Annotated in this window: 18 protein-coding genes; 7 read left to right on the forward strand and 11 right to left on the reverse strand. The window is 71.5% G+C overall.

The features are described 5' to 3' along the window. Nucleotides 1-39: 39 nt before the first annotated feature. A complete protein-coding gene (locus tag EDF48_RS13930) occupies nt 40-2,571 on the reverse strand; it encodes a LuxR C-terminal-related transcriptional regulator (protein WP_131880736.1) in 2,532 nt (843 codons plus the stop codon). A 162-nt stretch (nt 2,572-2,733) separates the two neighbouring features. Here EDF48_RS13930 and EDF48_RS13935 point away from each other — a divergent pair, with 162 nt between their 5' ends. After that, a complete protein-coding gene (locus tag EDF48_RS13935; protein WP_111085569.1) occupies nt 2,734-3,129 on the forward strand; it encodes a hypothetical protein in 396 nt (131 codons plus the stop codon). An 84-nt stretch (nt 3,130-3,213) separates the two neighbouring features. Here EDF48_RS13935 and purF read toward each other — a convergent pair whose 3' ends face one another. Continuing rightward, the gene (gene purF, locus EDF48_RS13940) at nt 3,214-4,671 is read right to left on the reverse strand and encodes an amidophosphoribosyltransferase (RefSeq protein ID WP_111085568.1); all 1,458 of its coding nucleotides are present in this window, start codon (nt 4,669-4,671) and stop codon (nt 3,214-3,216) included. A 73-nt stretch (nt 4,672-4,744) separates the two neighbouring features. Between purF and purM the strand changes: the two genes are divergently transcribed. Beyond that, a complete protein-coding gene (gene purM / locus EDF48_RS13945; protein WP_123937526.1) occupies nt 4,745-5,842 on the forward strand; it encodes a phosphoribosylformylglycinamidine cyclo-ligase in 1,098 nt (365 codons plus the stop codon). A 242-nt stretch (nt 5,843-6,084) separates the two neighbouring features. Here the strand turns inward: purM and EDF48_RS13950 are convergent, their stop codons facing one another. After that, entirely contained in the window at nt 6,085-6,303 is a 219-nt protein-coding gene (locus EDF48_RS13950; protein ID WP_111085566.1) for a DUF3073 domain-containing protein, read from the reverse strand. A gap of 158 nt (nt 6,304-6,461) precedes the next feature. On the opposite strand from EDF48_RS13950, the gene EDF48_RS13955 reads away from it, so the two are divergent. Then, nucleotides 6,462-7,577 (forward strand): NAD(P)-binding domain-containing protein, encoded by a 1,116-nt coding sequence (locus EDF48_RS13955; RefSeq protein WP_131880738.1) that lies wholly within the window; start codon nt 6,462-6,464, stop codon nt 7,575-7,577. 101 nt (nt 7,578-7,678) lie between these two features. On the opposite strand, the gene EDF48_RS13960 is transcribed toward EDF48_RS13955, so the two are convergent. The 4 genes from EDF48_RS13960 to EDF48_RS13975 all read right to left on the reverse strand — a co-directional run bounded on the left by EDF48_RS13960 (nt 7,679) and on the right by EDF48_RS13975 (nt 11,514). Beyond that, nucleotides 7,679-8,119 carry a DoxX family protein gene (locus EDF48_RS13960; protein ID WP_131880740.1) on the reverse strand — a complete coding sequence of 147 codons (441 nt, stop codon included), beginning with the start codon at nt 8,117-8,119 and terminating at the stop codon, nt 7,679-7,681. A gap of 109 nt (nt 8,120-8,228) precedes the next feature. Further along, on the reverse strand, nt 8,229-8,474 hold the full coding sequence (locus tag EDF48_RS13965) for a DUF3072 domain-containing protein (protein WP_131880742.1): 246 nt from the start codon (nt 8,472-8,474) through the stop codon (nt 8,229-8,231). A gap of 53 nt (nt 8,475-8,527) precedes the next feature. Further along, entirely contained in the window at nt 8,528-9,283 is a 756-nt protein-coding gene (locus tag EDF48_RS13970) for a hypothetical protein (protein WP_111085562.1), read from the reverse strand. Between the two features lie 11 nt (nt 9,284-9,294). Then, nucleotides 9,295-11,514 carry an APC family permease gene (locus tag EDF48_RS13975; RefSeq protein WP_123937529.1) on the reverse strand — a complete coding sequence of 740 codons (2,220 nt, stop codon included), beginning with the start codon at nt 11,512-11,514 and terminating at the stop codon, nt 9,295-9,297. Between the two features lie 130 nt (nt 11,515-11,644). Here EDF48_RS13975 and EDF48_RS13980 point away from each other — a divergent pair, with 130 nt between their 5' ends. After that, a complete protein-coding gene (locus EDF48_RS13980; RefSeq protein ID WP_131880744.1) occupies nt 11,645-12,433 on the forward strand; it encodes a MerR family transcriptional regulator in 789 nt (262 codons plus the stop codon). Between the two features lie 173 nt (nt 12,434-12,606). On the opposite strand, the gene EDF48_RS13985 is transcribed toward EDF48_RS13980, so the two are convergent. The 3 genes from EDF48_RS13985 to EDF48_RS13995 all read right to left on the reverse strand — a co-directional run bounded on the left by EDF48_RS13985 (nt 12,607) and on the right by EDF48_RS13995 (nt 14,863). After that, the gene (locus EDF48_RS13985) at nt 12,607-13,188 is read right to left on the reverse strand and encodes a PadR family transcriptional regulator (protein ID WP_131880746.1); all 582 of its coding nucleotides are present in this window, start codon (nt 13,186-13,188) and stop codon (nt 12,607-12,609) included. Further along, on the reverse strand, nt 13,185-14,075 hold the full coding sequence (locus tag EDF48_RS13990) for a DUF4097 family beta strand repeat-containing protein (RefSeq protein ID WP_131880748.1): 891 nt from the start codon (nt 14,073-14,075) through the stop codon (nt 13,185-13,187). Before EDF48_RS13990 ends, EDF48_RS13985 begins: the two co-directional genes overlap by 4 nt. 134 nt (nt 14,076-14,209) lie before the next feature. Then, complete coding sequence (locus EDF48_RS13995) at nt 14,210-14,863, reverse strand: hypothetical protein (RefSeq protein WP_123293664.1); 654 nt, start codon at nt 14,861-14,863, stop codon at nt 14,210-14,212. A 61-nt stretch (nt 14,864-14,924) separates the two neighbouring features. On the opposite strand from EDF48_RS13995, the gene EDF48_RS14000 reads away from it, so the two are divergent. The 3 genes from EDF48_RS14000 (at nt 14,925) to EDF48_RS14010 (ending at nt 20,674) form a co-directional block, all read left to right on the forward strand. Further along, nucleotides 14,925-16,376 carry a PLP-dependent aminotransferase family protein gene (locus tag EDF48_RS14000; RefSeq protein WP_123293665.1) on the forward strand — a complete coding sequence of 484 codons (1,452 nt, stop codon included), beginning with the start codon at nt 14,925-14,927 and terminating at the stop codon, nt 16,374-16,376. Nucleotides 16,377-16,470: 94 nt separating this feature from the next. Next, on the forward strand, nt 16,471-17,157 hold the full coding sequence (locus tag EDF48_RS14005) for a DUF6518 family protein (protein ID WP_131880750.1): 687 nt from the start codon (nt 16,471-16,473) through the stop codon (nt 17,155-17,157). A gap of 64 nt (nt 17,158-17,221) precedes the next feature. Next, complete coding sequence (locus EDF48_RS14010) at nt 17,222-20,674, forward strand: efflux RND transporter permease subunit (protein WP_131880752.1); 3,453 nt, start codon at nt 17,222-17,224, stop codon at nt 20,672-20,674. Here the strand turns inward: EDF48_RS14010 and EDF48_RS14015 are convergent. Next, nucleotides 20,671-20,967 (reverse strand): hypothetical protein, encoded by a 297-nt coding sequence (locus EDF48_RS14015; RefSeq protein WP_131880754.1) that lies wholly within the window; start codon nt 20,965-20,967, stop codon nt 20,671-20,673. The genes EDF48_RS14010 and EDF48_RS14015 overlap by 4 nt on opposite strands. Nucleotides 20,968-21,119: the final 152 nt, after the last annotated feature.

The raw sequence follows: 21,119 nt of genomic DNA on the forward strand, positions 1-21,119 counted from the left end.
CGTGCTGCAATGCGCAACGTTCTTGCGTCACGAGTGGACTCAGAAGAGTCCGGCGAGCTCCGAACGAGCATGCAGGTCCCACTTGCCGAACACGCGCGACAGGTGCGCGTCGATGGTCCGCGTCGAGAGCCCGAGCTCCTCGCCGATCAGGCGGTTGCTCAACCCCTGCGCCGCGAGCTCGGCGACCTGGTACTCGCGGTTCGTGAGCGGTGGTTTCGGCCGGCCGGCCGTGACCGCCATGCCGTGCGACGCGAGCGCCCCCTGCGCCGCGATCACCCGCGTCCGGTCGCGTGCGGTCAGGGCGTCGGCGTACTCGACGATCGCCGCGGCGAGCGGACCGTCGACCCGAGCCGCTGCCTCGCGCATGCGACCGAGCGAGGTACCAGTCTCGCGTCCGTTCAGCATGTCCATCGCGTAGTGCAGCGTCTGCGCGTACATGACGTGCGTCCACCCACCGCTCGCCGTCCCGCGGTCGATGATGTCGTCGGCGTGCCGGAGCCCGGCCGGGTTGCCGAGCACCGCCTCGGTCCAGGCGATCGTCACCGCGACCTGCTCGCCCGTGATCCGCATCGCCCGCTGCGGGGTGGCCCTCGCCCGGTCGAGCGCACGTGTCGCGTCCTCGGTTCGACCGGCGTAGGCGTACGCCATCGCGAGTCGTGCCCACGGGTAGGCCGCGAAGCCGCCGTGGTCCGCGACGTCGTACCGCTCGCAGGCAGCCGAGAACGCCGCGATCGCGTCGTCCCAGCGCCGTTGGCCGATGGCGAGGTTGCCGTCGCCGATGAGCTCGAGGGTGAAGTCGTACTTCAGGTACGGGTTCGACCGGCGGACCGGCACCTCGGTGAGCAGGTCGGCGAGGTCGCCGCGCCAGACCTGCACCTGGTGCAGCACTGAAAAGATCTCGCCGACGCTCCACGGTGCGTCCTCGAGGTGCTCGATCGCGGTGGCCAGTGCCCGGCGACCGAGGGCCGAGGCGTCGTCGAGCCGGCCGGCCGTGGCGAGCGCCATGATCGCGCAGGGGGCGACGCACAGGAACGCGAACGGGATGGTCGGGGCGTGCACGATGCCGCTGCGCTCGAGTTCGGCCCGCACCTCGTCGAACCGTCCGCCCCACCCGAGGTGTGCGAGTCGCAGCAGGCGGAGCCGTTCGACCGCGTCGCCGGACACCAGCCGGCTGGCGACGTCGGTGAGCGCGACCGCTGCCAGCACGTCGTCGTCGTGGAACTGCCGGATGTTGGCGAGGATCTCGCAGGCCTCGACCACGAGGGCGTCGTCCACCGTGCCAGGGTCCGCGCGGGCGACGGCCCAGGCAGCCTCGGCGTCGGCGCGACCGGCCTCGCGCCCGTCGGTGTACGAGTACGCCAGCGACCGCAGGCAGCGCGCGGCGACCTGCTCGTTCGGGTGCAGCGTCCGCCGGAGCGCTGCGGAGGCGAGGGCGATCGCGCTCTCGTGCTCCTGCAGCCGCACCGCGACCTGCGCCGCGTCGAGCAGCTGCTCGACCGGGGGCACGACACCGCAGTCGAGTGCCCAGAGCGCTGACCGCAACCGTGCGGCGGGCGGGGCGCCCTCGGGACTGTCGGTGCGGAAGGCGTTCGCGCGGGCGAAGAGTGCCGTGCGGCGGGCGACCGGTACCAGGCCGCGGATCACGTCGCCGACGAGCGGGTGCTGCGGACGGGCCACCGCGGCGCCGTCGTCGAGCGAGTCGATCCGGACCAGCCCGAGTGCGACCACGCGGTCGACGTCGCCGCCGCTGACCAGGCCGAGCAGCCGCGCGAGCGGGATGGGGTCGGCCAGTGCCACGATGTCGACGACGTCGCGCAGGTCCTCCGGCAACGAGCCGAGTTCCGTCCGGTACATGTCGGCGAGGCTGTTCGACGCCGTCACCCGGCCGCGCCAGTACCACCCGGACGCCGTGTGCTCGAGGGCACCCGAGGAGCGGGCGGCGCGGACGACCTCGCGCAGGTAGAGCGGGTTGCCGGCGGTCGCACGGTGCACCCGCTCGGCCGAGGCGTTCTCGAGCTGCGAGCCGAGCGCCTCGGCCACCAGGGCCGACGTCTCGCGCAGGGTGAGCGGCTCGAGGTCGATGCGCTCGAGCAGGTCGTCCTGCCACAGGGCGCGGAGCGGCTCCGGCAGCGCGGTGAAGTCACGGCAGGTCAGGACGAGCCGCGCACCCTGGTGCCGGACGAGCCACGCCACGTACCGGGCGGAGATCGCGTCGAGGTGGTCGGCGTCGTCGACGCGCAGCAGGACGTCGCGGTCCGCCAGGTCGGCGATCGCCCGGAGGCGCTGCTCGGCCCCGGCGTCGTCGGACAGTTCGGACAGGGTCGCCGGCAGCTCACCGAAGCGGTCCGAGATCGCGCCGAAGGGCATCGACCGCCCGGAGGCGACGGCGGTGATGGGCACCACGACCGTGCGCCCGGTGGCGTCCCGTCCGGCGACGCGGTCGGTGACGCGGGCGGCGACGGTGCTCTTGCCGAGACCCGGGGCGCCGACGAGCGCGACGCTCCACTGGTGCTCCGCGACGACGGACACGGCACGGTCCTCTTCGTGGCGCTGCATCACGGGCCAGGTCACGCGCGCCGGGGTGCTCGGGGTGCGACCTCGCCCCCGTACGGTCCGTTCTCGCATCCGTGTCACCTCCAGCCCTTGGGATACCAACGCGTACGGATCATCCTCTCCTGGATCGGACTGCGCGGACAGGCCGGGAGACGTCCCACAGTGGGGGACAATGGGTGGGTGAGCAACACCGATCGACCCGACGACCAGCCGGTCCCGGCCCCTGCGCCGAACGCCGTCTCCACCTCTGACGAGGTCACGATCCGTCGTGCCCCGAAGTTCGGGGTGTTCATCGTCGGCGGTGCGGTGCTCGGGTTCATCGCGACCCTGATCGTCGTCTCGCTCACCATGAACCTCGGTGGCCAGCAGGAGGAGTCGAGCTTCGGCAGCCTGGTGGGCTACTTCAGCCTGTGGGGCGTCACGATCGGTGCCTTCGTCGGCGCGGTCGTCGCCGTCGTGTTCGACCGGGTCTTCGCCCGGCGCGCGGCCCGCCTGACGGCGGAGCGTGTCGAGGTCGAGTTGCCGCCCGAGACGGTCGACGGCGAGATCGACGAGCACGGCGACCAGCGGCCGTAGCCGCAACCGTCTTCGGACAGGAGGCCCGTTGCCAGCTGGCAACGGGCCTCCTGTCCGTCCGTCTGGCTCCGTTTCGGACGCGACCTAGCTGAGCTGGTTCGCCTCGACCCAGGACAGGTACTCCGGGCTCACGGTGCCCGTGACGTACTCGCCCGTGAAGCAGCTCATCTCGAGGTCGGTCACGTCGGAGCCCTCGATGATGGCGTCCCGCATGTCGCCGATCTCCTGGTAGATCAGGTGATCGCTGCCGAGCACGCGGTTGATCTCCGGGATCTTCCGGTCGTGCGCGATGAGCTCGTCGCGCGTCGGCATGTTGATGCCGTACACGTGCGGGAACCGGACCGGGGGAGCGGCGCTCGTGAAGGTGACCTCGTTCGCACCGGCGGCGCGGGCCATCTCCACGATCTCCTTGCTCGTCGTGCCGCGCACGATCGAGTCGTCGACGATCAGGATGTTCTTGCCCTTGAACTCCGACGACATCGCGTTGAGCTTCTGCCGGACGGACCGCTTGCGCTCCGCCTGGCCCGGCATGATGAAGGTCCGGCCGACGTAGCGGTTCTTGTAGAAGCCCTCGCGGTACTCGATGCCGAGCTTCCGCGCGACCTGCATGGCGGCCGGTCGGGACGAGTCCGGGATCGGCATCACGACGTCGATGTCACCGGTCGGCGCGTACTGCTCGATGGTGTCCGCCAGCCGGTTGCCGAGGCGCAGGCGGGCGTCGTAGACCGAGATGCCGTTCATGACCGAGTCGGGACGGGCCAGGTACACGTACTCGAACGAGCACGGCACGAGCCGCGGGTTCTTCGCGCACTGCCGGGCGTGCATCTGCCCGTTCATCTCGATGAAGATCGCTTCGCCCGGGGCGACGTCGCGGACGATCTCGTAGCCGCCGGACTCGAGCACCAGCGACTCGCTCGCGACGACCCACTCGGGCTGGCCGGCCTCGTCGAACTTGTGGCCGAGGATGAGCGGCCGGATGCCGAACGGGTCGCGGAAGGCCAGGAGCCCGTGGCCGGCGATCGTGGCGATCGTGGCGTACGAGCCCTCGACCCGCTCGTGCACGCGCTCGACGGCGTCGAAGACCTGCCCGGGATCGAGGTCCGTGCCGCGGACCTGTCCCTGCAGCTCGTGCGCCAGCACGTTCACCAGGAGCTCGGTGTCCGACGTGGTGTTGAGGTGCCGACGGTCGATGTCGAACAGTTCACGCGTCAGTTCCCGCGTGTTGGTGAGGTTGCCGTTGTGGACGAGGACGATGCCGTACGGCGCGTTCACGTAGAACGGCTGCGCTTCTTCCTCGTTGCTCGCCGCGCCCTTGGTGGCGTAGCGCACGTGGCCGAGGCCCATGGTGCCGAGGAGGGCGCGCATGTCACGGGTTCGGAACGACTCCCGCACGTGGCCGCGGGTCTTGTGCATGTGGTGCACGTGACCCTCGACCGTGGCGATGCCCGTCGAGTCCTGCCCGCGGTGCTGCAGGAGGAGCAGTGCGTCGTAGATGGATTGGTTGGCGGGGCCCTGTGCAACGAGGCCGACGATGCCGCACATTCGCGGGTGTGCTCCAGACCGTAGAATCGGGGGGTACCGAACAAGTCTGCCATGTCACCGCGAAGGACTCCGCATGCCCAACCCGTACGCCGAAGCCGGAGTGGACACCGCTGCCGGTGACCTGGCCGTCGAACTCATGAAGTCCGCAGTCGCGGCGACGCACAACAGCCACGTGCTGGGCGGCGTGGGCGGCTTCGCCGGACTCTACGACGTGTCGTTCCTGAAGGACTTCTCACACCCGTTGCTCGCGACCTCGACCGACGGCGTCGGCACCAAGGTCGCCATCGCCCAGGCGATCGACAAGCACGACACCATCGGGCAGGACCTGGTCGGCATGGTCGTCGACGACATCGTGGTGGTCGGTGCGAAGCCGCTGTTCATGACCGACTACATCGCCTGCGGGCGCGTCGTGCCGAACCGCATCGCCGACATCGTCGCCGGGATCGCCCGCGGCTGCTCGGCGACGGGCACCGCGCTGGTCGGTGGCGAGACCGCCGAGCACCCCGGGCTGCTCGGCCCGGACGACTACGACGTGGCCGGCGCCGCGACCGGTGTCGTCGAGGCCGGTTCGCAGCTCGGTGCCCACCTGGTGCAGGACGGCGACGTCGTGCTCGCCATCGAGTCGTCCGGGCTGCACTCGAACGGGTACTCGCTCGTCCGGCACATCCTGGCGTCGCGCGGGGTCGGGTACACCGACCAGCTGGCCGAGTTCGGCGGCGTCTCGGTCGGCGAAGCCCTGCTCGAGCCCACCCGCCTGTACACGACGCCGCTGCTGGAGCTGCTCGAGCAGCACCCGGGCGCCGTGCACTCCCTGTCGCACGTGACCGGTGGTGGCATCGCGGCGAACCTGGCGCGCGTGCTGCCCGTCGGCTCGTGGATCGAGGTCGACCGCTCGACCTGGCAGCCGCTTCCGGTCTTCCGCGTGCTCGCCGACATGGCCGGCACGCCGATCGAGGACACCGAGGGCACCTGGAACCTGGGCATCGGCATGTTCGCCGTGGTGTCCGCCAGCGCCGCGGTGGACGTCATCGAGTCGCTCGGCGTGGCCGGGATGCCCGCGTGGCCCGTCGGCACGATCGCCACGTCGGCCCGCGACCTGACCGGCTTCGAGCAGGGCGCCAAGGGCGTCGACGGCGGTGCCGTGCGGCTCGTCGGGAGCTACGCCGCCTGAGCGAGCCGGCCACGCCCGTCACGCAGGCCGCGTGGCGGGCGTTCGTCGTGCCTCCAGGCCGCACGACCTGCCGTCAGGTGTCCGCCGAGTGGTCACGAAGTGCCGCTCGGTCCGGCCGCGGGCGGCACTTCGTGACCACTCGGCGTTCCCCGCGTGGGGAGTCGTGACCGGTCCGCGTCATCCGCGTGGGCACGCAGAAACGCCGCGCTGCCCGGAGGCGCGCGGCGTGACGGCTGTGCCGGTCAGGCGGACTTGTTCTGGTCCGCTTCGGTCTCGAACTCGTCGGATTCGTCTGCCGCTTCGGGACCGTACTGGTCCGCCCAGCGGTCGACGAGATCGTCATCGGAGTGTTGTCCGGCGGAGAGCTCCTGCTCGAGTGCACCGTAGTTCGTCTGCGGGCTGAAGTACTTCAGCTCACGGGCGACCTTGGTGTGCTTCGCCTTTTGACGGCCGCGCCCCATGCGTGACCCCCTCGTTCGGCTCTGGTCCGGTCCTGGCGAATGACGGAAGATCACTCGGGGAACCAGACGGTTCGTGGTTTGAAATCTGCCGATCACTCTACCATGTACCTCGATCTGGACGTCGCCGCGACGGCTCCGCGCACAGGAGAATCGAAGTGATGACCGAACCCCTCGAGAACCCAGCCGACCAGTCCGCCCGTGTCGTCGTCATCGGTGCGGGGCAGGCCGGACTGTCGGTGGGATACCACCTGCGCCGGCTGGGGCTCGTGCCCGGCACCGACCTGGTGCTGCTCGATCGTGCCCCGAGCACGGGCGGCGCCTGGCAGTTCCGGTGGGAGGCCCTGCGCCTCGGCGCGGCGCACCGCGTGCACGACCTGCCGGGGATGCGGGCGATGGGGCTGCAGTTCGACGACGCCGATCGGTCACGACCCGCCCGGGACGTCGTGGGGGAGTACTACCGGCGGTTCGAGCAGCACTACGACCTGCGGGTCCGGCGTCCGGTCTCGGTGCCGTCGGTCTCGCGCACCGCAGACGGCCGACTGTGCGTCACGACCCGCTCCGCCGACGGCACCGAGACCCGGATCCGCGCCGACGTCGTGGTGAACGCATCGGGCACGTGGGGCACGCCGTTCGTGCCGTGGTACCCGGGCCGAGGCGCGTTCCGCGGACGACAGCTCGACACGACCGAGTACCGCAGCGCCGCGGAGTTCGCCCGGCAGGACGTCGTCGTGGTCGGCGGCGGGACGAGTGCCATCGGATTCCTGCTCGAACTCGACGGCGTCGCCCGGTCGACCCACTGGTTCACCCGACGGCCGACGGTGTGGGCGGACTCGTCGTCGCTCGACCTCGAGTCGGCGGTCGCAGCGGTCGACGAGCAGGACCGGGCGGCCCGTGCCGGCGAGGTGCTGCCGAGCATCGTGAGCGGCACGGGCGTGCCGGTCTCGCGGCGGATCCGCGCGGGCATCGACCGCGGGGTGCTTCGCGACCAGCCGATGTTCACCCGGATGGACGAGACCGGCGTGGTGACGGCCGACGGCGCGCACGTGCACGCCGACGCGGTGCTCTGGGCGACCGGGTTCCGGGCCGACCTGCGGCACCTCGCGCCGCTGCACCTGCGGACCGCGGCCGGCGGGGTCGTCGTGGCGGACGGGCGCTCGGTCGACGAGCCGCGGTTGTTCCTGGCGGGCTACGGGCCGCAGGCGTCGACGATCGGGGCGAACCGGGCCGGACGGCTCATCGCCCGCCAGGTGATGGACGTGCTCGCCGCCGCGTGAGCCGCTCCGCCTGGTGCGAGGTTGACCACCCGGTGCGAGGTTCTTTCGGCGCACCGAGTGATCAACCTCGCACCAGGGGGCGCAGGGCGGCGCAGCGCGGGTCAGGCGGGCAGGGGCTCCTGCACGCCACGACGGCGACGGGACGACGCCAGGAACACGGCGTCGAGCGAGAACCGCCCCGGGCCGGTCAGCGCCACGACGAGCGACCCGACTGCCAGGACGAGCACGTACTCGAAGCCGCCGTCCTGCGAGTAGAAGCCGGACGACGCGTGCGCGAGCAACCCCGCGACGACCATGTCGACGGCGAGCAGGACGCCCACGACGCGGGTCGCGATGCCGAGCACGAGCAGCACACCGCCGACGAGTTCGAGGCCCGCCACCAGGGGTGCAGCGACGTCGGCGAGCGGGACGCCCATGCCGGAGAAGCCCTGGGCCACGTTCGGGATGCCCTGGGCGAACTTCTGCGCGCCGTGGGCGATGAACACCACCCCGAGGACGATGCGGAGCGCGGTCAGGCCGATGGAGGTCGATGTCGTTCGCATGGCCACGAAGCTAACCGGTGACGCGTCATCGAACCCCCTCGTCCGGGGGTCTGCCCGGACATCACCAGAACATGCCCAGGCTGGGGTCCGCCGAAGGGCGGACCCGCTCTCAGGAACCCGTGGCGTCCGTGCCGCGTCCGGTCTGCTGCTGCAGGCGGTCGATGTGCTCCGAGGCCTCGGCCTTGGTCAGGTCAGCGGAGAGCTCCTCGCCGGCTTCGCGGGCCAGGGTGTCGAGGTAGCTCCGCTGGGGTCCGGTCATCGGCTCGTCACCGGTGACCCACTGCTCGGGGTCCTTGCTCGCGTCGGTCGACGGGTCCGGACGGGCGCCGCCGAGGGTCTCTTCTGCATCACTCATGCCGAGGACGCTACGCCGCACCTCCGACGCACCCCGCAGGCCCTTGTCCCCCGTCAGACCGGCGTGGCCGAGTACCGCACCAGGTCCGGTCCGACCGCACTCGTGGCGATCGGCACGGTCCGTCCCTCGCGACGGACCCAGATCGTCGCGGCCTGCTCGTCGATCCGCTCGACCTCGTGCAGCGAGCCGTCGAGCAGCACGGTCGCGGACACCACGACCCGGCCGCTGGACGGCCGCGGGGGCAGACCGGGGACGTCGTCGTCGTACGCCGCGTACTCGCCGGGCTGCAGGAACGGGGACACCGGAGCGGTCACGACCTCGAAGCCCTCGTCGACCTCGGCGACCGCCACGAGGCGCACCGCCTGGTCCGTCGGCAGGGGGACGTCGACCACCCAGGGCGCCTCGGAACCGGCCAGTGCGCGGAAGGCGGGGCGACCGTCGGGGGCGAGCCGTGCCTCCAGGCCGTCGATCCGGACCCGTCCGCGACCGCGCGAATCGGCGTAGAGACCGGGCTCGATGCCGGACTGCCGCGCTTCGAGCCGGGTGATGACCACGCGGTCCGGGCGGTACCAGTCGCGGAGCGTCGACGGGTCGACCCACCCGACGCTGGGGACGCCGCGCGACAGCGCTGCCGACTCGTCGGCGGCGCGCTCGTCGAGCGCACCCAGGGGGTGTTCGCCGCGCACGGCGACGAGTCCTTCGTGGCGGCTGCCCGCGACGGGCTCGTGGTCCAGCACCTCGACGCGCTTCGACACCTTGCCGCCGTGGCCGTCGAACGTGGCGAACGTCCGCAGGTCGGTGATCGTCATGACGTCAGATGCTACGACTCGTCGCCCCGGCGCGGCGAGGTCGGCACGAGCGCGTGCAGCTCACCGGTGCACTGCGCGGGGTCGACGCCTTCGGCGGGACCGGCCGGTCGGGTCGCGCGACGCGGCTGCAGGCTGTTCCGCTGCGCGGACCGGGCCAGGCGATCGTCGACGACACCGTCGACCGGCGCTCCGGCCGAGCCGGCGAGGGACCGGCGGAGCGGCGGCCGCACGGGCTCGCCGCGACGCTCCTGGCCGGGGAGCGGACGCGACCGGCGGCCGTACAGCAGCTCGGACGAGTCGAGCAGCCACGGCACCAGCGCCACGGTGACGCCGTGCACGAGCAGGAGCTTCTTGCGGATGCGACGACCGCGGTGGTTGTGGAGCAGGCCCTCCCACCAGTGACCGACGATGAAGATCGGGGTGTAGACGGTGACGACCTCGGAGCCGTGCTCGAGCCGGTGCGCCTTGATGTACTTGATGAGCGGCATCGAGATGTCGCGGTACGGACTCGGCACGATGGTCAACGGCATCCGGATGCCGTACTCGGCCCACTGGTCGCGCAGGTTCTGGGCGTCGGCGTCGTCGATCGCGACGTGGACCGCCTCGCAGCTGGCGTGCTCGGCGGCGATCGCGTAGTCGAGGGCCTTCAGCACGGGCTTCTGCAGCTTGTTCACGAGCACGACGGCGTGGTCGCCGGTGGCACCGAACTCGGTCTCGACGTCGGCCTCGATCTCGTGCGAGACGTCGCGGTAGTAACGGTTCACGCCGAGCATGAGCACGTACAGGATCGGCATGATCAGGAACACGAGCCAGGCGCCGTGCGTGAACTTGGTGATCGTGACGATGACCAGGACGACGAGGGTGAACGTGGCGCCGATCGCGTTGATGGTGCGGGAGCGCACCACCTGCGCGCGGTTGACGGACGGATCGGCGGTGCCGGCCCGGTCCGCGCGCAGCAGTCGCGTCCAGTGCACGACCATGCCCGTCTGCCCGAGGGTGAACGACACGAAGACGCCGATGATGTAGAGCTGGATGAGGCTCGTGACGTTCGCCCGGTACACCACGAGCAGCGCTGCGGCGACGAGCGCCAGGACGATGACGCCGTTCGAGTAGATGAGCCGGTCGCCGCGGGTGGACAGGGCCTTGGGGGCGTAGGAGTCGCGGGCCAGGATCGAGCCGAGCAGCGGGAACCCGTTGAACGCCGTGTTCGCGGCGAGGAGCAGGACCGCCGCCGTCGTCGCCTGGATGACGAAGAACAGCACCGAGTTGTCACCGAACGTCGCCGCCGCGATCTGGGCGATGAGGGAGCGCTGCGGCGTCGTGGCGCAGTCCGCGAACCCCTGCAGGTCGCAGGCGCGTTCGGCGTAGTGCACGCGGGACACGAGCGCGAGCGTGATGAGCCCGATGAACAGGACGATCGCGATGCCGCCCATCGCCACCAGGGTCGCCTGCGCGTTCTTGATCTTCGGGCGTCGGAAGGCCTGCACGCCGTTCGCGATGGCCTCGACGCCGGTCAGGGCCGAGCAGCCGGAGGCGAAGGCCCGGAGGAGCAGCAGGATGAACGCCGCCTGCGTCGTGTGCTCGACGTTGTCGACGGTGTACCCGGCGGACTCGGCGACCGGTGCGTGCCCGGCGGCGACGCGGACCAGTCCGGTGACGACCATGACGAACACCGACGCCACGAACAGGTAGGTGGGGATGGCGAACGCCTTGCTCGACTCCCGCACGCCGCGCAGGTTCGTGGCGGCGAGGAGCACGACGAACACGAGCGCGAGTTCGACGCGGACGTCGTTCAGCATCGGCAGGGCCGAGATGATGTTGTCCACGCCGGATGCCACCGACACGGCGACCGTCATGACGTAGTCGACGAGCAGCGCGCTCGCGACGACCAGCCCGGCCTTCTCGCCGAGGTTCCGGTGCGCGACCTCGTAGTCGCCGCCGCCGGACGGGTACGCCTTGATGAGCTGCCGGTACGACGCGACGACCACCACGAGCAGCAGCACGACGAGCGCGGCCACCCACGGTGCGAAGGTCAGGAACGACATCCCGCCGAGCAGCAGGATCATCAGCAGTTCCTGCGGTGCGTACGCGACGGAGGACAGCGGGTCACTCGCGAAGATCGGCAGTGCCAGGTGCTTCGGGAGGAGCTGTCCTTCGAGCTTCTCAGAGGGGAGGGGATCCCCGATCAGTCGCGCTTTCAGCGACCGGACCTCGTTCGTCACGAGCGGCAAACCTACTCAGTTCCGGGCGGGAGTCAACACGGGTGCCCGGGCGGTCATTCCCGCTCGGTCGCGTGTCGTCGACGTCGCACCCCGATCACCTCTTGCGGTTGACGTTGCGTCAACCTCTACGGTGGGCTGCATGAGGGATCCGTCAGACATCGCCACCGCAGCTGCGAAAGCACCGCACGGCATCGCCGACGTGGCGCGATCCGCCGGGGTGTCGAGCCGCACGCTCCGCCACTACGACGCCATCGGGCTGCTGCCGGCCACCGCCGTCGGCGACGGCGGACTCCGCCGCTACGACGACCGGGCACTCGTCCGGCTGCAGCGCATCCTGCTGCTGCGCGGCCTCGGCCTCGGGCTGCCCGACATCCGCCGGGTCCTCGACGGCGAGCAGGACGACGTCGCCGCGCTCACCGCACACGTCGCCTGGCTCGAACGCGAGCGGGACCGCCTCGCCCGGCAACTCGCCGCCGTGCGCACCACCATCACCAGGATCGAGAACGGGGACACCATGAACGCCACGGACACCTTCGACGGGTTCGACCAGACCCGCTTCAAGCACGAGGTCGAGGAGCGCTGGGGAGCGGACGCCTGGCAGCGCGGCACCGCCTGGTGGGACGCGAAGGACACCGCGGGCAAGCAGGCGTTCCAGGACGAACTGCGCGCGATCGCCCAGGACGCCGCAGCGCTCGCCGCGTCCGGCGACGGCCCGGACTCGCCGGCCGCGCAGGCACTGGCGCGGCGGCAGTTCGCGTGGCTCGCCGAGTCGACGCCGCCGGCGGACCTCACTGCGGAGCGGTTCCGGACACTCGCCGAGATGTACGTGCACGACGAGCGGTTCGCGCACGCCTACGACTGGGCCGGAGCGGGTGCGGCACGTGCGCTGCGCGACGCGATGGTCGCGTTCGCCGACCGCGGGCTGTAGCGCACGAACCGCGGGCCGTAGTGCGCAGACGGAACCAGGTTCCGGTCACGACACCACGGATCGGCGTGGTGCTGTGTCCGGAACCTGGTTCCGTGGGTGGGGCTGTGCGGGGTGGGGCGGTGCGACGGGCGGCCGGGAGGCCCTGGGCGCGACCGCCTGTCGGCCGCGGGCCGTCAGAGCGACTTGCGCAGGGCCTCCAGGCCGTCACGCAGACGCGTCACGGTGTCCGCACGGAGTGTGCCGCGGGTCGCACGTCGGCGCAGGTCCGCGCGGACCTGCTGCCGGAACGACGACAACGCCATCTCGAGCTCGCGCAGGGCACGGGCGCTCTCCGACGGCACCGAGACGGGGTCCTCGTGGGAACCGGCGCCGGGGCTCTCCGCCGAGGCGGCGAGGTCGGCTCGGAGGGACCGCATCGCCTCGCCGACCGAGGCGCGGACGCCGTCGGCCAGGGACTTCACCGAGTCGGCGACCCCGGACTCGACCGCGGCGATCTCGTCGGCACGGGCCGCGAGTTCGGTGCGGCCGGCCTCGGTGATCGCGTAGACGGTCTTGCGGCCGTCGGCGGTCTTCGAGACGAGGCCCTCTTCTTCGAGCTTCGCGAGCCGCGGGTACACGGTGCCGGCGCTCGGCACGTAGGTGCCGCCGAACCGGTCGCCGAGGGCCTGGATGAGCTCGTAGCCGTGCATCGGGTGGTCCGCCAGCAGCACGAGCAGGTACAGGCGGAGGTGGCCGTGGGCGAAGACGGGACTCATGCGGGCACCTCGCCGTCGTTGGTCGGGGCGGTCGGGGCCGTCGGGGTGGTCGGTGCGGCCGGGGTCGTCGGTGCAGTCGGCTCGGCGGCGACCGGCGGGGCGTGCAGCACCGCGATGTCGCCGGAGACCGAGTTCACGCGCAGGTCCAGCCACTGGCCGGCCAGCTCGCCGCCCTGCTTGACGTACGAGCCGCGCACACCGCGGATCTCGGAGTCGTCGAACTGCAGCTTGCCGGACGCCGTGCTGACGGTGCACTGGTAGGCGACGCCGTCCTCGAGCCGGACGCTCACGCCACCGGAGACCGTGTTGACGCGCGCCGATTCCGGCACGCCGTGCAGGTCGAGCACGACGTCGGCCGAGACACCGTCCGCCTGGAACCGCGGGATCTCGCCCGTGGCCACGACGTCACCCGAGACCGTGTGCACCGTCAGCGCGCCGTCGAGCTCGCGGATGGTCGTCGCGCCCGACACGGCGTTGACCGTGACGTCGCCGGCGACACCGTCGACGACGAGGTCACCGGACACCGTGTTGAGCATCGCGCCGCGGTTCGTGCCGGACAGCAGCGCACCGGCCGACACGACACCGAGGTGCACCGAGGCGTCGCGAGGGACCAGGATGCTGACGTCCGCGTGGGCCTTGCCGCGGAACGACTTCAGGAACCCGATGGGGTCGTCCCACCGGATCTGCGGGTGGTCGACGGTGAGCGTGTCGCCGTCGACCTCGATCTTCAGCTGCTTGCCGGACACGCTGTGGACCTCGACCCGTGCGGTGGGTTCGTCGTGTGCCACGACGTCCACCTGACCACCGACGAGTCCGACACGGAGTGTGCGGACGATGCCGGTGTCGATGACCTTGGGCTCGTCGACGAGCCACTTCTCCTGCGTCATGTTGCTTCCTCCAACTCGCGATGTATCGCGTCTGTGCGAGTCACGCTATATCGCGACTCGACGCGGCGCAAGGATGCCGGGCGGATGGTGAGCAGAAATGGTCGGGTGGGGCCCTGCGACCCGACCATTCCTGCTCACGAAGCGTGCGCGACGGAAGTGGGGCGGGCCTCCCGGACGACCCGGCGCTCGGGGCTCCACGGGAACCGCCGGAAGAACGGCATGAGCGGCTGCACCATCGGGCCGATCGCGAAGGCGGCGATGACGGTGCCGGCCCCGACGTTCCCGCCGAGGATCCAGCCGACGACGACGACGGACACCTCGACCAGGGTGCGCGCGAGCCAGAGCGGCCAGCCGAGGCGCTCGTGCAGCCCGACCATCAGGCCGTCACGGGCCCCGGTGCCGAACCCCGCGCCGATGTAGAACGCCGTCGCCACGGCGAGCAGCACCAGTCCCGCGACGAACAGGGCGATCCGGGCGAGTAGACCGGACGGCTCCGGCACGAGCCAGAGCACCAGGTCGGCGCTCGGCCCGATCGCCAGCGCGTTCAGCAGCGTGCCGATGCCCGGTTTCTGGCGCAGGGGGATCCAGAACAGCAGGATCACGCCGCTCGACACGACGGTGATGACGCCGAACGACCACGGCACCACGTTCTCGAGGCCCTGCGTCAGGACGGTCCACGACGAGACGCCGACGACCGCTCGGACCTGCAGCGCGGTGGAGGCGCCGTAGAGGAACAGGCCGACGAAGAGCTGGACGAAGCGGAACGTGAGGGCGGTGCTGCGGGACATGGGTTCATCGTCGATGCGGATTGGACTGCTGGTCGAGAGCCAATCGCGCTACCGTGGACCCATGACACCCGTGCTGTTGAGTGCCCGATCTGCTGCCCTGCTGCTCACCGACTGGCGCGACGGCACCGACGCCCCGGCGTACGAGGCCCTGTCCGACGCCATCCGGGTCCTCGTCATCGACGGCCGGGTCGCACAGGGCGTGCGACTGCCGGCGGAGCGCGGACTCGCGACCGCGCTCGGCATCTCCCGCACGACCGTGGCGAACGCGTACGCCCGACTGCGGTCCGACGGGTTCGTCGTGTCGGTCCGTGGCTCCGGCAGCGTGGTCCACCTGCCCGCGTCCCTGATCGGCCGTCCCGACCCGGAACGGCTCGGCGGGGTGGTCGACGGCGAGCTCCTCGACCTGCGGAAGGCCGCGCTGCACTCGGCACCGGGGATGGCCGAGGCCGTCGAGCGGGCGGTGCGACACGTGCCCGCGGCGCTCGCCGGCATCGGGTACGACACCGTCGGCGACCCCGGGCTCCGCGCCGCCATCGCCGACCGGTACACCGAGCGCGGACTGCCGACCGACCCGTCCCAGGTGATCGTGACGATCGGCGCGCAGCACGCCATCGCGCTGCTCGCCCGGGTGCTCGTCCGCCGCGGTGACGCCGTGCTCGTCGAGTCCCCGACCTACCCGCACGCGCACGAGGCGTTCCGCGAGGCCGGCGGACGACTCGTCGGCGTGCCCGTCGACGCGCGGACCGGGTGGGACGCCGCCGCGCTCGAGACGACGCTGCGCCGGACCGCCCCGGCCGTCGCCTACGTCATGCCCGAGCTGCACAACCCGACCGGAGCGACCATGTCCGTGTCGACCCGCCAGCTGCTGCTGTCGGTCGCGGCGTCGGTCGGCACGACGGTGGTCGCCGACGAGACGATGGGCGAGCTGCGGATCGACGGCGCGCCGTCGCTGCCGCTGGCAGCAGCGGACCCGTCGGGGGCGTCGGTCGTGATGATCGGGTCGGCTGACAAGGTCTTCTGGGGTGGCCTGCGGATCGGCTGGATCCGGGCCGCACCGGCGCTCCTGCAGCGGCTGCTCGCCGCCCGCCCGACGGGCGACCTCGGCACCCCCGTCCTCGACCAGCTGGTCGCGCGGGAGCTGGTCCCACGCACGGCGGCCGTCCTGGAGGCGCGGCGCGAGTACCTGCGACAGGGTCGCGACGACGTCGTGGGCGCGCTCAGGGCACGACTGCCGGAATGGGACGTGCCGTCGCCCGCAGGTGGGCTGACGACGTGGGTGGGCCTCGGGCGACCGGTGTCGAGTGCGCTCGTGCTGGCCGCGCGGTCCGAGGGCGTGGTGCTGGCGTCCGGCGGGGTGTTCGGCCCGGACGGCGGGTTCGAACGGTTCCTGCGGGTGCCGTTCACGATGGCGCCGGCGGACCGCGGTCGTCTGGTGGACGTGCTCGAACGGGCGTGGGCTCGGGTCGGTGGGGAGTCCGCCGGGGTGCGGGGGTCGCTCGCCGCGGTGGTGTGAGCAGTCGTGGGGTCATCCTCTGGGGTGATGGGCCGGGGTCGTTCTCGCTCCGTGGGGTGATGTGCGCGGCGGCGGACGACGCGATGCTGATGCCATGAACGCGACCCTGTCCGCCGGTGCTCCGGCCGCTGCTGCGTCCCCGTCGTCCGCGTCGCCGTCCGAGCCGTGCCCCGCGGTGCCGGCTCTGGTGCGCGTCACGATGGCCCTGAGCGGTGCGCTGCTCGCCGGTGTGCTGACCTCGTTCGGGCAGACCGTGCCCGCACTGTCGTCGGTCGCCAACTCGGCCGGCCCCTGGTTCCTGGTCGCCGTCGCGCTGTGCATCGGCGCCGGAGCCCGTGCCGGCCGGTTCGCCCTGCCGCTCGCGATGCTGCTCGGCGTCGTGCTGCTCGAACTCATGCACGTCGGCTACTGGGCCACGACGAACCTGCGCGGCTACCCGGACTTCCTGTCCGTCACAAACCTGTGGGTGCTGCTCGGCGTCCCCGCCGGGCTGCTCGCCGGTGCGGTCGCCGTGTTCGTCCGCTCCCGCGACGCCCGCTGGCGTGCCGGAGCGTTCGGGGTCACCGCCGCGATCCTGATCGGCGAGGGGGTGCGGGCGCTGCTGCAGGTGGTGGCCACGACCGGCCCGGTGACCTGGGTGGTCGAGATCGTCGTCGGCATCCTCGTGCTCGTCGTCGGGGTGGCCACCGCCCGGTCGTCGGTCGGCCGCGTGATCGCCCTCGGCAGCGGCGTGCTCGGCACCGTCGGCGTGCTCGGCGCGTACCTGCTGCTCGGTGGCTGACCCGACGGCTGACCCGAAGGCCTGATGCGGACGCGCACGGGCTACGGCTGCGAGGATCGATGACGTGCACCTCCTCTCGGTCTTCAGCCTCCGCAACCGGGCCCTCATCGCGCTCGTCACCATCGTCGTCGCGATCTTCGGCGGCATCGCGCTGTCAAACCTCAAGCAGGAGCTGATCCCGAGCGTTGAGTTCCCGCAGGTCGCGATCGTCAGCGCGTACCCGGGTGCCACGCCCGAGGTGGTGTCCAACGACGTCTCGACGAAGATCGAGCAGGCGATCCAGGTCGTCCCGGACCTCGAGTCCACCAGCGCGACCTCGTCCACCGGACAGAGCGTGGTGTCGGCGTCGTTCCAGTACGGATCGAACCTGGCCAGCGCCGAGGACAAGATCCAGACCGCGGTGAACGCGCTGTCGCTGCCCGACTCGGTGCAGACGCAGATCGTCACCGGGTCCTTCGACGACCTGCCGGTGCTGCAGGTCGCGGTCTCGGCGTCCGGCAACCAGGAGCAGCTCGTCGACCGGCTGCAGGCCTCGGCGATCCCCGACCTCGAGAAGCTCGACGGCGTGCGGCAGGCGGACGTCTTCGGCAACCCGGGCCGTCGCGTCGTCATCACGCCCGACCAGGACGAGCTCGCCGCCCGTGGCCTCACCCAGACGGCGATCTCGGACGCCCTCGACGACAACGGCACCCTGATCCCCGGCGGCACGATCACCGAGGACGGCTCGACGCTGTCGGTGCAGACGGGCGAGCGGATCGCCTCGCTCAAGGACATCCGCGCGCTGCCGTTGACGAGTTCGTCGAGCTCGTCGAGTTCGTCGGGTTCGGACGGGGCCGGGTCCGCTGGCGCCGGTGGGACGGCGTCCGGTGACGGTACGGCCGTGGGCGCGACCGGGACGGGTACGACGGGGACGGGTACGACGGGGACCGGCACGGGTGCGACCGGTTCCGCGCCCACGGGTGACGCCGCGACGGGCGGGTCCACGACCGCCGCCACCCCGACCGACACCACGCTCGGCGACGTCGCGAAGGTCGCGATCACGGAGTCACCGCGCACCTCGATCAGCCGGGTGGACGGTGAGCAGGCCCTGACGATCTCGATCACCAAGACGCAGGAGGCCAACACCGTCGACGTCTCGAAGACCGTGCGCGACGCCCTGCCCGGCATCGAGGACAAGATCGAGGGCGACCCCCGCTTCACCGTCGTCTTCGACCAGGCGCCCTACATCCAGCAGTCCATCGACTCCCTGGCCGAAGAAGGGCTGCTCGGGCTCGCCTTCGCGGTGATCGTCATCCTGGTCTTCCTGCTGTCGTGGCGCTCCACGCTCGTCACCGCGATCTCGATCCCGACGTCGGTGCTCCTCGCCGCGATCGGCATGCGCGCCGCGGGGTACACGCTCAACATCATCACGCTGGCGGCACTCACGATCGCGATCGGCCGCGTGGTCGACGACTCGATCGTCGTCATCGAGAACATCAAGCGGCACATGCTCCCCGGAGTCGACCGTGGCCAGGCCGTGCGGGAGGCCGTGCGCGAGGTCGCCGGAGCGGTCACCGCCTCGACCCTGACCACCGTCGCGGTGTTCCTGCCGGTGGCCTTCGTCGCCGAACTCGTAGGGGAACTGTTCCGTCCGTTCGCCGTGACGGTCACCCTGGCGCTCGTCGCGTCACTGTTCGTCTCGCTCACCATCGTCCCGGTGCTGGCGTACTGGTGGCTGCGCCCGTCGAAGGTGAAGCCGGGCGACGCGGCGGCAGCGGCGGCGGACACGGACGCGGAAGCGGCGGCGGTACCGTCGGCGGTCGATGCCGAGCGCGATCGTCCAGAGGGAGCGCTCGCCTCCGCAGCGGACCTGCACGACGCCGGCCGGGTGGACCGCCTGCGCCGCGTGTACCTGCCGGTGCTCCGGTGGGTCGTCCGCAAGCCGGTCGTCGTCATCCTGCTCGCCGTGATCGTCCTCGGCGGCACGGTCGCCACGCTGCCGTTCGTCACCACGAACTACCTCGGCGACTCGGGGCAGAACACCTTCACGGTCACGCAGGACCTGAAGGCCGGCTCCAGCCTCGCCGTCCAGTCCGAATCCGCGCGCAAGGTCGAGCGGGCGCTCCAGGGCGTCGACGGCGTCGAGACCGTGCAGACCACCATCGGCACGAGCGGCCAGTCGATCCAGGCGGCGTTCGGCGGTGGCGGCAGCGCGTCGGTGCAGTACGCCGTCACGACCGATGCCGAGGCCGACCAGCCCACGATCCAAGCCGACGCCCGGAAGTCGATCGCGCGGATCGACGACGTCGGCGAGGTCACCATCGCGTCGTCCGGCGGCGGGTTCGGCGGCAGCAGCGACATCGAGGTCGACGTGACCGCGCCGACCCAGGCGCAGCTCGAGACCGCGTCGCGCCAGGTGCTGAAGACCATGCAGTCGGTCCCCGACACCACGAGCGCCACGAGCAACCTGTCGGCCGCGGAGCCGTTCCTGGCCGTCCGGGTCGACCGGCAGAAGGCCGCGTCGCTCGGCCTCACCGAGACCCAGGTGGGTGGCCTCGTCGCCGCCGCCGTCTCACCGCGGGACACCGGCAGCATCGAGATCGACGACGCGACGCTCGACGTCTACATCGCCGACCCCGAGCCGCCGACCACGATCGCCGTGCTCCGTGCCCTCGACGTCCCGACGAGTACCGGCACCGTCCCGCTTTCCGACGTCGCCACGGTGGAGGAGTCCGAGGGTCCCACCACGGTCACCACGACGAACGCCGCCCGCACCGCCACGATCACCGTGTCGCCGGACGCCACCAACCTGGGTGCGGCCGTGCAGTCCGTCACGACCGCCGTCGACGAGCTCGACCTGCCGAAGGGCGCGACCGCGTCCATCGGTGGCGTCGCCGCCAGCCAGTCGTCAGCGTTCTCGCAGCTCGGCCTCGCGGTCCTGGTCGCGGTGCTGATCGTATACGTGATCATGGTCGCGACGTTCCGGAGCCTGCTCCAGCCGCTGCTGCTGCTCGTGTCGGTGCCGTTCGCGGCGACGGGCGCGATCCTGCTGCAGATCGCCTCCGGTGTCCCGATCGGCGTCGCGTCGCTCATCGGTCTGCTCATGCTCGTCGGCATCGTCGTGACGAACGCGATCGTGCTCATCGACCTCGTCAACCAGTACCGACGGCGCGGCTTGCGGGTGCGTGAGGCGTTGATCGAGGGCGCGACGCGACGCCTCCGCCCGATCCTGATGACGGCGATGGCGACGATCTTCGCGCTGCTGCCGATGGCGATCGGCCTGACCGGCAAGTCCGGGTTCATCTCGCAGCCGCTGGCACTGGTCGTGATCGGCGGGCTGGTGTCCTCGACACTGCTGACGCTCGTGGTGCTGCCGGCGCTGTACTTCGTGGTCGAGCGGGCACGCGAGCGCAACGCGGACCGGATCGCCGCGGGCAAGACCCGGAAGCAGGCGCGCGCTGAGCGACGCCAGGAACGCGCGGAGCATCGGGCGGAACGACAGCGGCGTCGAGCGGCGCGTTCCGACAGCGCGGCTTAGCGGCGGTACTCGGCGTCGATCGCGGCGAGGGGCGAGACGGCGGGACGGTCGGCCCGCTCCTCGCGCTCGACGGCGCGGAACCACGACACGAGCACGCAGGTCAGCGTGACCAGGAAGACGATCCCGGCACCCTGCGCGAACACAGCGAGGTGCCCGGTCGCAGCCGCGTACCCGCCGAAGGCCATGGTGGCGGCGAACGACAGCCCGAGCAGCAATTCCGCGGAGGTCTGCAGCGCGGAACGGTCCCAGCGGGTCGCGGCGGCGCGTGCAGGGCGGGTGGAGGTGTCGGTCACCCCGGAAGTCTGCGACGTGGTGGCTGCCGGCAGTAGTCCCGACTCCGGGTGCCACCCACCCGGGGCACGCGGCAGTGCGGCTCCGCGAGCGCGCCCGCTCTGGCGTCTCTGCGAAAGCGACACTTCTCCGCCGAACATCGGCGGCACAACGT

This window comes from Curtobacterium sp. PhB191, from assembly GCF_004346515.1.
GTDB lineage: Bacteria > Actinomycetota > Actinomycetes > Actinomycetales > Microbacteriaceae > Curtobacterium.